Here is an 11,809-nt window from a genome sequence, read left to right on the forward strand (position 1 = left end):
CTACGGCTTGCGGGCCGGCGTGGGCAGCGGCACGAGACGCATCTCGGCTGTGCCGGCCTCCTGCGTGCGCACCAGCACCGCAAAGATGGTTTCGACTGCCAGCCGCACTGCCACCTCCGTCGTCAGCCCCTTGGCGAGATGCGCCGCGATCAGGCCGGTGAGAAGGTCGCCCGTGCCATAGGGCCGGATCGGCAGACGCAGCGTGGCAAAGCGCGACAAATGGCCCTCGGCGCAGAGGATCGTCTCCAACTGTCCTTCGGGCGTGTCCGCCAGCGTGCAGCCGGTGGCGACGACGTCGAGGCCGGCCTGTCCCGCGAGTGCCGCGCAGGCCGCGCGCAGGTCCTGCGCATCGGCAATCGTGAGGCCCGCAAGCAGCTCGAGCTCGAACCGGTTTGGCGTGGTCAGGTTCGCGGCCGGCAGCAGCCGGCGCCGGAGCACGTCCAAAATTCCATCGGCGACATAGACGCGACCATCGTCTCCGATCACGGGATCACAGAGATAGACGAGATTCGAATTGCGCACCAAGGCCCGCTCGACGAAATCGGCAACGACGGCGGCATTGCCGGGCGAGCCGAGATAGCCGGTGACGACCACGGCCGCCTCGTCGACGAGATCGCGCTCTTCTACGCCCCTGAGAAGATCGGCGACCAGCTCGGTCTCCAGCACCCGCCCGCGCAGGCTCGGATAGCGTGGATGGTTCGACAGCAGCGTCGTCGGCACCGCCGCGACATTCACACCTTCCGCCTGCACGGCGTAGGCAGCCGCGCTGTTGCCGACGTGGCCGTGGACCACCTGACTTTGAATGGAGATGACGAGCATCAGAGGTCCGTAGGGGCAAATACTACGCAAGGCAAGTGCAGCAATCATAGCCGAGATAGAGCGCACCACCATCCTAGCTACAGGATTGCGGCACCACGTGCCGGCAATGCCTCAGCGCCGCGCCAGCCTTGTAAGATAGGCGCAGAACATGTCGGCCATGGCATCAGCATAGGCTGCGATCTCCGCCTCGCTCCGCGTCTCTTCTGAAAAACTCCTACCGACCTCGCTGAGCGTCATCGTGATCAGCTCGCCGGCGAGGGTGCGCGTCGCATCCGAGGCTTTGGGCAGCGCCTCCCGCATGAAGGCCGCGACGATGCCCTCGCCGGCCGCCCGTGCGTCCTGCGCCTCCGGCGCGTCGCGATAGAGCGGTGCGGCATCGCTGAGCGCGACGCGGATCGCAGCCTCCTCGCATTCGGAGCGGATGAAGGCATGGACCAATGCGCGCAGCCGCGCCAGCGGGGGCCTCGCCCGGTTCGCCAGGATGCCGCGCAGGAGCTCGCTGGTGCGCCGCCACTCGTCGCTCTGGAGGCGGAACAGGATCGCCGCCTTGTTCGGAAAATATTGGTAGAGCGATCCAACGCTCACCCCGGCCCGCTCCGCCACCCGCGCCGTCGTGAAACGCTGCGCCCCCTCCTTCGCCAAGACCTGAACAGCGGCATCTAGGATGGCCGCCACCAGCCCGGTGGAGCGGGCCTGTTGCGGCTGTTTTCGCGAGGAAATTGAACGGCTTCGACGGTCGGCCACGGTGCCTGCGAGCAATGCGAATAGGAAATGCGACGAATTAGTCGTATTTCGGTCTCCGCGCAAGCACGCACTTCGCCGCGAACTCTGGAGACGCCAAATGACCACCCCAACCATCACATCGCTTACGCCGCTGCTGGATCGACTGTTCGACGAGGCCGAAGCTGCAAGCGGCGCAACGCTAGCCGCTATCGCCGACTTGTCCGATGCCGACCGGGCGCGGATGATGCGCAGCAAGACCGCTTATCGCGACCTCTATGGACGCCTGAGGGACGCTCCGCTCGCGGTCTCGCGCGAGACCGGCAGCCTGCTCTACATGCTGGCCCGCAGCTCCCGCGCCAGGGCAATCGTCGAGTTCGGCACCTCGTTCGGCATCTCGACCCTGCATCTTGCCGCAGCTCTGCGTGACAATGGCGGCGGCCGCCTCATCACCAGTGAGTTCGAGCCGTCCAAGGCAGCGCGGGCGCGGGACAACCTGTCGGCCGCCGGTGTAATCGACCTCGTGGAAATCCGCGAGGGCGATGCGCTGAAGACGCTCAGTGCCGATCTGCCCGATACGATCGACCTCGTGCTGCTCGATGGTGCCAAGGCGCTCTACTCGGATATCCTGGATCTGCTCGAAGGCCATCTCAGGCCGGGCGCGATCATCGTCGCCGACAACGCCGATGACAGCCCCGACTATCTGGGGCGTGTGCGCAAGCCCGGAAACGGCTACATGTCCACCGCCTTTTCCGAAGACGTCGAGCTGTCGGTGCGGATCAACTGACGCCGTGTCGACGCACCGCGGCATCTCGAGCCGCCACGCGAGGGACCGCGCGGCGGCTTCGTTGCCTCGGCGGCGTCATCGTCCTGTCCGCATTCCAATCGGTGTCGCAGGTTCGTCACTCACGCGTGTTACCTGCTCACGGCAAAAGCCCGTTCCAGGGGGCTCGACGTATACCGCGCAGAATCTTTCTTACGCCGAGAGGCTCATGACCTCCGCCTTCAATGCTTACGCGGCGCTCGCACTTGCCATCGTGTTCGAAGTCACGGCGTCCGCCTTCCTGCAGCAATCCGCTCAGTTCACGCGGCCCTGGCCGACCTTGGCGATGGTGCTGTTCTATGTCGCCTCGTTCTATGCGCTGTCGGCGGCAATCCGCATCATCCCCCTGAGCATCGCCTATGCGATCTGGGGCGGGGCCGGCATCATCCTGACCGCCACGGTGTCCTTCGTGCTATTCCGCCAGATGCTCGATGGCGCCGCCTTCGTCGGCATCGCCCTGATCGTGTCCGGCGTCGTGGTGATCAACCTGTTCTCGGAGACGACGGTGCATTGACGCCCGGCAGTCCCGGCACGCGCTACTGGCCCTGCACCGGTTTGGGCGGACGCTGCGCGGATCGCGGCGGTTTTGCGCCAGGCTTGGCCGCATTACGGGGTGGCGGCCCATCGACCGACTCCAGATAGGCGGCGAGCGCCTTGGCGGAATCGGAACTGGTTGCGTAGTGGTCCTTCAAGAACCAGGACAACGTCAGGCTGAAGCGTCCCTTGGCAAGGCCCCGTGGGGTGCGGTGACAGCTCGCGCAACCGTCGGCAAAGAGCCTTGCGGGTGACTTCCCGGCGTCAAGATTCTGCGCGGCTGCAACCGTCGCCGTCAGGACGGCGCCGGCGGCAAGAGTCATCAAGGGCGCGATCAAGCCGCGCCCCGGTCGAAACAGCGAAATCAACGTTGTCCCCTGGACCGCCTTGCGGTCACGCCGCCGACAGCTGATCGAATTCGGGCGGCGCATAGGCCTTGCCGTCCTGATCAGTGATGACGACCTGCCACCCCTCGCTGGCCCACACCCTGGCCTTGGCCACGATGAGCAGCCGGCTCTCGCGGGCGAAGCTATACTTCTCGTTGTCGCGTTCTGCGACCATTTTGTAGGCCAATGCATATCCCCTGGCGTTGCCCTGCACCCACCCCTCTCGTGGCAGCGGGCTTTGGCGGCAATTCGCCAGGAGCGTGGCAATTTGGTGCCATCCGCAGACAGTACGGCGCCGGCGCGCTCACAGCCCGGTAACAAGATGAGCGCGCGCCGCATCAGCGATGCGCTTCTGCTGTTGCGGGTTTGCTTGCCGCCAAGCGTGCAGCGCCGCAGGAGCGTCGTCACATCGTGCCGAATCGTCCCCCGGCGCCGTCACGACTGTCACGGAACCGATAGCGCCTGCGCGAGCGTCGCTAGTGCACCCGGATGATGTGCGGCCGGCCAAGATTGATCAGCCCCTGCACCGCCGACAGGCGATCGTCGAGGGCTGCGATCGTGAGCTGCAGATTGTTGCGGCGCTCGTCGAGCATGCCCATCTCGGCGCCGGTGAGCTTTGCGCTCGCCCGTTCCTTGTGGATCGCTTCGAGAGATTTGCGCAGTCCGGCAATCAGGCTGGACAGCTGCTTGGCCTCCTTGGTCATCGACCGCTTCGCGACATTTTGGCGGCGCGTCTCCGCCTGACTCTGTCTCATCGTCATCCTCCCGTGCCCCGCTGCCCCGAGTGGATGCTTACAGCTTTGAGTACACATATTACGATCGATGAAATCTGCTCGCGAAAAACTTCCTTAAATTGTATGCGCAGAGAACCTGGGTCCGACAAGCAGAAAGCCCGGCGCAAGGGCCGGGCTTTCCTAAGCAACGTCAGTGCTTCTGATGGCCGCCACCGGGGCCGCCCGCTGGCGGGCCACCACGCGGCGCCGCATTGATGTGCGGAGCGCCGCCGCCGGGGTGCGGCATCGCAGGTGCCGCCGCGCGCGGCGCCGGCATCTGCGCTCGGGCATTCATCGGCGAGCCGTGGCTGACGTTCGGCTGGGCGACGTGCGGCATCGCGGGCCGGGCTGCAGGCGCGGCCGACACGCGCGGCACTTCATGGGCGCGCGCCATCGGCTGCGCGCGCGCGGCGGCACGGCTCGCAGCATGGTCGTGCATCATGCGCGCCTGCGCGTCGCGCGGGCTCCGGCTCTGCACGACGGTTCGCTCATTCGCGATGCGCTCACTCCGCGTGGCGCGGGTCCGGTCGATCGTAACCGCGGCGTCGCGCTTGGCGATTGCATTGGGCCGCCCGACGGCGGCATCCCGTCCGGTGACCGCGACATTGCCCCTGGCGTGCACGCCGCTGCGCTCGAGTGCGACCGCCGCATCGCGCGTTGCCGCGCGGCCGATACGGGCCGCACGTGGATCAAGCGTCATCCGCGTCGCGAAACGCTGATGCGAAGTCCAGTAATTATTCCAATAGGCGTGGCGGCGATACCAGGGACGTCCCGCATAGTAGCTCGACCAATACGAGGTCAACACGAAGGGGACGACGGGCACGTCGATCTCCTCGACATAGTCGGGGAGATAGACGTAGTGGTTGCGATAGAGGTATTCGAGATATTGCGACGATACCCAGCCGCGATCGTCGGAGAAGCTCACGTCGCACCAGGCATTGCCGCGCAGGCAGCCATGGATGTTGACGCGGGCACCACCGGGGATGCGGTCGACCAAGGGAAAGCCCGTGCCCGGTCCGGCACGCAGGCCGGTCGAGACGGTGACGATGCCCGGCGCGGCCAGCGCGGCCGTCGGGGCGAGCAGCAATGCGGCAAGTAAAACGCTTTTGAGTCTCATGGCGTGTTCCTCCTCTGCCAGTCGGAACGCGCAAGCGGAACGGGCGTTCCGCATACGGTGGTCGCACGGGTCGAAAGATCGAAATGCACACCGCGCGCGGTTCAATATTCACTCGCCGTTCATCGCCACAGCGCTCCGGCGCGCAGCCGGGCCGTCAATTCGCTGGCAACATGACGGCGTCGAAGTACGACGCAAGCGCAGCAAAGCCGTCGAGCGGCAGCACATGCGCGACATACTGGTCCGGCCGCACCACGACCATGCAGCCGGCTTTCCGGTCGACGCTGCGCATGGCGAAGACGTCGTTGCCGCTCTTGAGATCGGGACAGAACATCTTCTCGTAGTCGATCAAGCCGTAGCGGCCTTTGCGCGGGAGCAGTAGCGACGGCATCGCCTCGAGGGCAAGCTCGCGATGATCTTGCTGGAAGATAGCGCGCAGGTCGATCACGCTGTCGATGTCGGCGCCGACCCGCGTGTATCGCCTGATCGGCGACGCCCTGGCTTCGGCGAGGAAATTGCACAGGGCGCGAATGGCCGAGCCCGCTGCGGCGGGATCTTCCGCAGGCGAAAACGCGTAGATGCGGAAGCGGCCGTCGGCCTGCGCCGCATGACCGAGATGCACCGGCTTGGCGTCCGCCAGCCGGATCACCGGCGCGGAGTGGAAGCGCTTTCCGATCACAAGACCTGCCGCGAGATGCTGATGCGCGGCCGTGCCGGTGAGAAGCGAGGGACGGTAATGCGTCGCGGTCCCGGCCGTGTAACGGCCGTGCCGGACGAAATAGTCCTGCGTCCTCGCCGCATCGGCACCGCCGGCCTTCGCGGCGGAGGCGAGAATCCCCGCCCATTCACGATCGAAGTCGATCAGCTCCTTGGCAACCGCCTGGCGCTCGGCCGAATAGGAATGGAGCAGGCCTGGGGCGCACTGCCTGCGCAGGACGGCGGCGAGCTTCCAGCCGAGATTGAAGGCGTCCTGCATCGAGACGTTCATGCCCTGCCCCGCTTTCGGGCTGTGGGTATGGCAGGCATCGCCGGCGATGAAGATACGTGGCTGGCGGGTTTCGATCTCGGCGTCCGGCACGTCATCGAACTTGTCGGTGAGGCGCTGGCCGATCTCGTAGACCGACCACCAGGCGATCTCCTTCACCTCGAGCGTATGCGGCCTCAAGATCCGCTGCGCCTTGGCGATGACGTCGTCGGCACTGATGTTGCGATTGGCGACGCGCTCACCGATCTCGAGCTTGGCGAGCTCGACATAGAGGCGGACCATGTAACCGCCTTCACGCGGGATGATCAGCAAGCTGCCGTCCTTCGCGGACTGGATCAGCGACTTGAAGCGGATATCCGGGAAGTCTGTCACCGCCAGCACGTCCATCACGCCCCAGGCGTGATTGGCGGAATCGCCGTGCAGCTCCCGGCCGATCGACTTTCGTACCGTGCTGCGCGCGCCGTCGCAGCCGACGACATAGCGCGTCTTGATCGTTTCGATCTTGCCCTCGCTTCCGGCATCGACGCGGGCGAGGCGCACCGTCACGGCATAATCGCCGGCACCGGCGGCCGGATCGACATCGAGATCGAGCACGCGCCGGCTGTAATACGGCTCGAGCTTGGCCGGCGATTTCCGCATGACGTCGAGAAAGCCATCATGGATGCGGGCCTGGTTGAGGATGACGTGCGGAAATTCCGACAGCCCGTCCTCGACGTCCTGGACCCGGCCGCTGCGGACGATCGTCTTGGGCTGCCGCTCGTCCGGCTTCCAGAACGTCGTCTCGTTGACCCAATAGGCCTCCTTCAGCACGCGCGCGCTGAAACCAAAGGCGTGAAACATCTCCATGGTGCGGCAGGCGATGCCGTCGGCCTGGCCGACCAGCAGGCGGTCTGCTTTCTGCTCGACGATGCAGGTCCTGATATCCGGAAATTGCGCGAGCTGGGCGGCGAGCGTGAGGCCGGCGGGCCCGCAGCCGACGATGAGGACATCGACCTCTTCAGGCACCGCGCCCGCTGCACCCGAGGCTTGAACGCGCTCGGCGGGATCCGCAATCTCGGGATCGCCCGGCTGAAATCCATTCAGATGGAATTGCATGAGCACCTCTCCCGCCAGCTTCTTTGGATATTGCTCAGTATGCTGACTATCAGTATACTTGTCAAATGACCGGACCCCGTCCCTGCCAAACGGAGAATTCAGTGAAAGACAACAACCACATGCCCGGGCATCTGGCGCGCCGGTTCCAGCAGATCGCGGTCGCGGTATTCCTGGCTGAAGTCGCAGATGCCGGCTTCGATCTCACTCCGGTGCAATATGCCGCGCTCGCGACCATCAAGGCCAATCCGGGGCTCGATCAAGTGACGCTCGCGGGTTTGATCGCCTACGACCGCACCACCATCACCGGCGTGATCGATCGCCTGGTGCAGAAGGGCCTTGCCGAGCGCCGCCCCTCCAGCCGCGACCGCCGCGCGCGCGAGCTCGAGATCACCGACGAAGGCCGGCGCACGCTGCGCAAGATCACGCCTGCCGTCGAGTCTGCGCAGCGCATCATGCTGCGCGGCCTCACCGCGAAGGAAGGCGAGGAGCTGATGCGGCTCTTGCGCAAGGCGATTGCCGCCGGCAACGAGCTCAGTCGCGCGCCGCTGCGCGATGTGGAGGTATAAGCCCGTCGTTTTGTACGTATTGTCGCAGCGCCGCGAAACTTGGAACTAACGTTCGGCTGCTACGGTCGGCCCGTTCGGCGTTTAACGCGCGGTTAACTTTGCGGCTCGGGGGTTTCGGATGTTCAGGTTCGTTGTTGCGGCCGCGGCGATCGCGCTCTCGGCAGGTCATGCGCTCGCAAACGGCCATGGCGGCGACTCTCCGCCTCCGCCGAAACCTGAGGCGACGATCGCGCCGGCGAAGGTGGTCCTGACCAAGCAAGGTCCCAAGCTGGTCGATCTCAGGGGCATGACGCTCTACTATTACGAGCGCGACACCACCGGCAAGACATCGAACTGCAACGGCAAGTGCACCGAGAGCTGGGTTCCGCTCGCCGCGACCGCCGACGCCAAGGCCGTCGGCGATTTCACCGTGATCAACCGCAACGACGGCAGCAAGATGTGGGCCTACCGTTATCGCCCGCTCTACACCTCGCCCGCCGACAAGGCGCCGGGCGATGCCAACGGCAATGCCACGACGCTGCAATGGCGGATCGCCAGGCCGGAATAGCGCGACGCCCCATGTCGCCGGATTGCTGGCAATGATCGCGAGCGACAGAAGCGACCGATCGGTCAGCCCTCAGCTGCGCCAGCGCGTGCCCGTCTCGGCCTGCGCGTTCTGCCCGGGCGGCAGCACCACCACCATCGAATTGAGCTTCACCCGCTCATAGAGATCGATGACGTCCTCGTTGCGCATCCGGATGCAACCCGAAGAGATCGCCTGCCCGATATATTCGGGCTGATTGGTACCGTGGATGCGGTAGAGCGTGTCCTTGTTGCCGACATAGAGGTAGATTCCCCGCGCCCCCAGCGGATTGGCCGGACCACCGGGAACGCGCGCCGGATATGGCCCGAGCCGCGCCTGGATATCCGCCGTCGGAACCCAGTCCGGCCATTCCGCCAGGCGGCCGACGCGGGCGACGCCTGAGAACGCCATGGCTTCCTCGCCGACCGCGACGCCGTAGCGGATCGCCTTGCCCTCGGGCAGCACGAAATACAAATAGCGCGCATCGGTATCGACCAGGATGGTCCCCGGTTGCTCCTTGCGATGGTAGTCGACGATGTGGCGCAGATATTGCTCGGGCACGCTCGCCTTCGCGTAAGGCACATGCGCGAGCAGCTGCCGGTCGCGCGGTGTCATGCTCGCGTCGGTCGACGGGGAGAGAGTCGTCTGCATGCAGCCGCCGAGCGGCAGCAGAGCAGCAACGAATAGAACGATTAAAGATCTTGGCACCGCTGGCCCCCGATAGCGGATAGCACCCCCAGCGCCACTACATGCTGTCAAAATCGTGCAAAAAACAAGGCGAACGCGGAACAATTACACGTGTTCGACAAGGCGGGTTCCATCACCACAAACGGCAGGAGAGCGTCGCATCATCTCCATCTCCTTGCCTTGCTTTGGTCAAACCCGGCTGGACTCGTGCTCCCTGGGACTTGGGATGGGCCCACCACAACAGATGATCGGCTCGCGCCAATGCGGACGACCAAGGCTTTAAACATCTGGGCTTCAAAGGAGCTGCGATGCTGGCGACGCTGAACAGCAAGCAAATCGTCGATGAGATCGTGAAGGACACGGTCAAGGACAACGATCCGCACGACTCGGTTCAGATTTCTCCCGAGATGGTGCTGGCCTCGCGCCCGGGGAGCGCGGCACCGGCGCTGGCGCCGGAGATCGCGCCCCGTCCGGAGCCGAAGTTCGCTCCGAGTCCGGCGCGTGCGCCGGAGCCCACCATCAACGTCGTCTACGGAAAACCCGCCGCGGCACCTTCAGTCGACACGGCGGTTCGCGTGACGGCCAGCGATGGTGCCGGCCATCGGAAGCGATCCGCGGTCGGCAAGTGGCTGCGCGGTGCGTTCGTCACGTTCCTGTTCGCGGGAGGCAGCGCGGCTGCCGCGATTGCCTGGGAGAAGCATGGCGACACAGCAAAGCAAATGTTCGCCGAATGGACGCCGGTATTGGCGTCGCTGATGCCTTCGACGTCGCTGATGTCTTCGACGTCGCAGACGACGCCCGTCGCCGCGGCGCAGGCCGCCCCGCTCGCAGCACCAGCGGCAGCCGAACAAACGGCGGAGCAATCTGCGACGCCGCCTGCAACCCAGCTTGCCGCCGCGCCTGCGACAGCGCAGCCCGACACCGCGCAATCGATGCAGTCGATGCAGTCGATGCAGTCGATGACGAACGATCTCGCCGCGATGGCGCAGCAGATCGAGCAGCTCAAGGCCAACATCGCCGAGCTGAAGGCCGGACAGGAGCAGATGGCGCGCGAGATGGCGAAGCCGCCTGCGCCCAGACCCGTCGCTGTTGAAACCAAGCCGGCCGATCCGCGCGCCCGCACCTCTGCGCTGCCGCCGCGGCCTGCGACGCCGCCAGTTCGCAAGCCCAAGCCGGCCGTAAGCCAGACCTACATGCCGGCCTATACGCCAGCACCGCTTGCACCTCCGCCGCCATCGCAAGCTGCCGCAGTCCCGCCGCCGGTTGCGACGTCGCAAGCCGTAGCCGATGACGATGGACCTGTCGTGCGTCCGCCAATGCCGCTGCGCTAGCGCGACACCACAGCGTCGCAACGTCGCCTACGCTATCCGAGTCGACGAGTCCGGACGATTACGGGAAGCGATGCTTTGCGTGTCTTCCGCTGAAGAGAAAAGGCCGTCGGGATCTATGCCGGCGGCCTTCTCTTGCAACTGCCGGTTCCCGGAGCCCGGTTCTGTTGCAATTCCATGCTTTATGATCACGCCGCATATTTAATAAATTCTTAATGAACCCGCTTGCTGCACATCATTTCTGCGCCATAAGCACAGAGATTGCGCGGCCGGTTCATTCGAAACGATCGACTCAGTGGTACCATGCCGGATGTGTCGAGACTTCCGTTGAAGACTTGCTTTTCAAACTTGAGTCGTCACACCGGGGAATTCGGATGCCTTACTACTCCTTCGATCTTGTGGTTGGTGAAGAGTTCAAGAACCAGGGTGGAATCATCCTCGAAGACATCGAGGTCGCCTCCGATCGGGCCGATCAATTGGCGACCGAGCTTTCGCAGGTGAAGCCGGAGCTCCAGCAGAAGGGTTGCTCGGTGCGCGTCACGGACCGCGATCACAACGAGGTCTATCGCACGCCGCTCGATCCCGTCCCTGCGTGGCAGCGCTAGCTATACGTCAACCACTGGCGCTTCGAACCAGTTCGTCAGCGACAATCCGCCGTCGACGACGAAGGCTGCGCCGGTGACGTAACCGGACAGCTTGTTCGACAAGACGGTCAGCGCCATCGGTGCGAGGTCATCGGCCTCGCCGAGGCGCCCGAGCGGAATGTGCCGCGCCAGCGAGGCATCCGCGACGAACCCGCCGGCTGCGATCGCGCCGGGCACCAGCGCGTTGACACGGATGTTGTGGCGGCCGAACGTCTTGGCGAGCTCCTTCACCAGCATCGCCATTGCCGCCTTCGCCGTCGAATAGTGCGGCAGGTTGCGCGGCGTGCCGGCATGCAGCGAGGTGAGAAACAGGAAAGAGCCCGGCCGCTTCGCCGCGATCAGCCGTGTCGCGATCTCGCGCGCCAGATGGAAGCCGGCATCGAGATTGACGGCATGCATCTGCTGCCAGGTCTGGCGATCGACCGCGAGCGCATGGTCCGCCTCTCGCCGCGGCGGAGACGCGCTGTGGATGAAATGCGTGATGTCCCCGAGCGCTGCCTGCGCCGCGGCCAGCAGCTCATCGCATGCCTCGAGCCTGGCGAGATCGCCGATCCAGGGCACCGCCAGTTCGGGTCTCTTGCTCGCGCTGATCGCGACCCTCACCCGCTCGGCATTGATATCGGCAAACACGGTGCGGACGCCCTCGCCGACCAGAGCCTGCGCGATCGCGCGGCCGATGCCGTTGCCGGCGCCGGTGACGAGCGCGGTGTCGCGTGCGGGATCGAATGGCGTGCTGAACAGGGTCATGTCGCGGTCCGGGGGTGGGGGACGAC

At 65.2% G+C, this 11,809-nt stretch carries 15 protein-coding genes; 6 read left to right on the forward strand and 9 right to left on the reverse strand.

Annotated features, from left to right (window positions below; all coding sequences use genetic code 11):
- Together pdxY and IVA96_RS13355 are read right to left on the reverse strand one after the other, a co-directional pair.
- Positions 1–819, reverse strand: coding sequence for a pyridoxal kinase (pdxY, locus tag IVA96_RS13350; protein WP_247417721.1), 819 nt, complete (start codon positions 817–819; stop codon positions 1–3).
- Positions 820–930: 111 nt separating this feature from the next.
- Complete coding sequence (locus IVA96_RS13355) at positions 931–1,563, reverse strand: TetR family transcriptional regulator (protein WP_247417724.1); 633 nt, start codon at positions 1,561–1,563, stop codon at positions 931–933.
- A 97-nt stretch (positions 1,564–1,660) separates the two neighbouring features.
- On the opposite strand from IVA96_RS13355, the gene IVA96_RS13360 reads away from it, so the two are divergent.
- Positions 1,661–2,326: a class I SAM-dependent methyltransferase gene (locus tag IVA96_RS13360; RefSeq protein ID WP_247417726.1), complete on the forward strand. Its 666-nt coding sequence runs from the start codon at positions 1,661–1,663 to the stop codon at positions 2,324–2,326.
- Positions 2,327–2,531: 205 nt separating this feature from the next.
- Positions 2,532–2,876: a multidrug efflux SMR transporter gene (locus tag IVA96_RS13365; RefSeq protein ID WP_247277275.1), complete on the forward strand. Its 345-nt coding sequence runs from the start codon at positions 2,532–2,534 to the stop codon at positions 2,874–2,876.
- Between the two features lie 22 nt (positions 2,877–2,898).
- On the opposite strand, the gene IVA96_RS13370 is transcribed toward IVA96_RS13365, so the two are convergent.
- The 5 genes from IVA96_RS13370 to IVA96_RS13390 form a co-directional block, all read right to left on the reverse strand.
- Positions 2,899–3,219, reverse strand: a complete 321-nt coding sequence (locus tag IVA96_RS13370; protein ID WP_247417797.1) for a hypothetical protein — start codon at positions 3,217–3,219, stop codon at positions 2,899–2,901.
- A 70-nt stretch (positions 3,220–3,289) separates the two neighbouring features.
- Positions 3,290–3,496, reverse strand: a complete 207-nt coding sequence (locus IVA96_RS13375) for a hypothetical protein (protein WP_346015468.1) — start codon at positions 3,494–3,496, stop codon at positions 3,290–3,292.
- Positions 3,497–3,758: 262 nt separating this feature from the next.
- A complete protein-coding gene (locus tag IVA96_RS13380) occupies positions 3,759–4,037 on the reverse strand; it encodes a hypothetical protein (RefSeq protein WP_247277277.1) in 279 nt (92 codons plus the stop codon).
- Between the two features lie 169 nt (positions 4,038–4,206).
- Entirely contained in the window at positions 4,207–5,172 is a 966-nt protein-coding gene (locus IVA96_RS13385) for an SH3 domain-containing protein (protein ID WP_247417729.1), read from the reverse strand.
- 154 nt (positions 5,173–5,326) lie between these two features.
- Positions 5,327–7,249, reverse strand: coding sequence for an FAD-binding monooxygenase (locus IVA96_RS13390; protein ID WP_247417730.1), 1,923 nt, complete (start codon positions 7,247–7,249; stop codon positions 5,327–5,329).
- A 101-nt stretch (positions 7,250–7,350) separates the two neighbouring features.
- Between IVA96_RS13390 and IVA96_RS13395 the strand changes: the two genes are divergently transcribed.
- Both IVA96_RS13395 and IVA96_RS13400 read left to right on the forward strand, forming a co-directional pair.
- Positions 7,351–7,815 (forward strand): MarR family transcriptional regulator, encoded by a 465-nt coding sequence (locus IVA96_RS13395; RefSeq protein ID WP_247277280.1) that lies wholly within the window; start codon positions 7,351–7,353, stop codon positions 7,813–7,815.
- A gap of 118 nt (positions 7,816–7,933) precedes the next feature.
- Positions 7,934–8,362, forward strand: coding sequence for a hypothetical protein (locus IVA96_RS13400; RefSeq protein ID WP_247417733.1), 429 nt, complete (start codon positions 7,934–7,936; stop codon positions 8,360–8,362).
- Positions 8,363–8,431: 69 nt separating this feature from the next.
- Here the strand turns inward: IVA96_RS13400 and IVA96_RS13405 are convergent, their stop codons facing one another.
- Positions 8,432–9,085, reverse strand: a complete 654-nt coding sequence (locus IVA96_RS13405) for a L,D-transpeptidase (protein WP_247277282.1) — start codon at positions 9,083–9,085, stop codon at positions 8,432–8,434.
- Between the two features lie 287 nt (positions 9,086–9,372).
- On the opposite strand from IVA96_RS13405, the gene IVA96_RS13410 reads away from it, so the two are divergent.
- Together IVA96_RS13410 and IVA96_RS13415 are read left to right on the forward strand one after the other, a co-directional pair.
- Positions 9,373–10,395: a hypothetical protein gene (locus IVA96_RS13410; RefSeq protein ID WP_247417739.1), complete on the forward strand. Its 1,023-nt coding sequence runs from the start codon at positions 9,373–9,375 to the stop codon at positions 10,393–10,395.
- Between the two features lie 371 nt (positions 10,396–10,766).
- Entirely contained in the window at positions 10,767–10,997 is a 231-nt protein-coding gene (locus IVA96_RS13415; RefSeq protein WP_247277284.1) for a hypothetical protein, read from the forward strand.
- Here the strand turns inward: IVA96_RS13415 and IVA96_RS13420 are convergent, their stop codons facing one another.
- The gene (locus IVA96_RS13420; protein ID WP_247417741.1) at positions 10,998–11,783 is read right to left on the reverse strand and encodes an SDR family oxidoreductase; all 786 of its coding nucleotides are present in this window, start codon (positions 11,781–11,783) and stop codon (positions 10,998–11,000) included.
- Positions 11,784–11,809 lie beyond the last annotated feature (26 nt).

The sequence above is a fragment of the Bradyrhizobium sp. 159 genome (genome assembly GCF_023073795.1).
GTDB lineage: Bacteria > Pseudomonadota > Alphaproteobacteria > Rhizobiales > Xanthobacteraceae > Bradyrhizobium.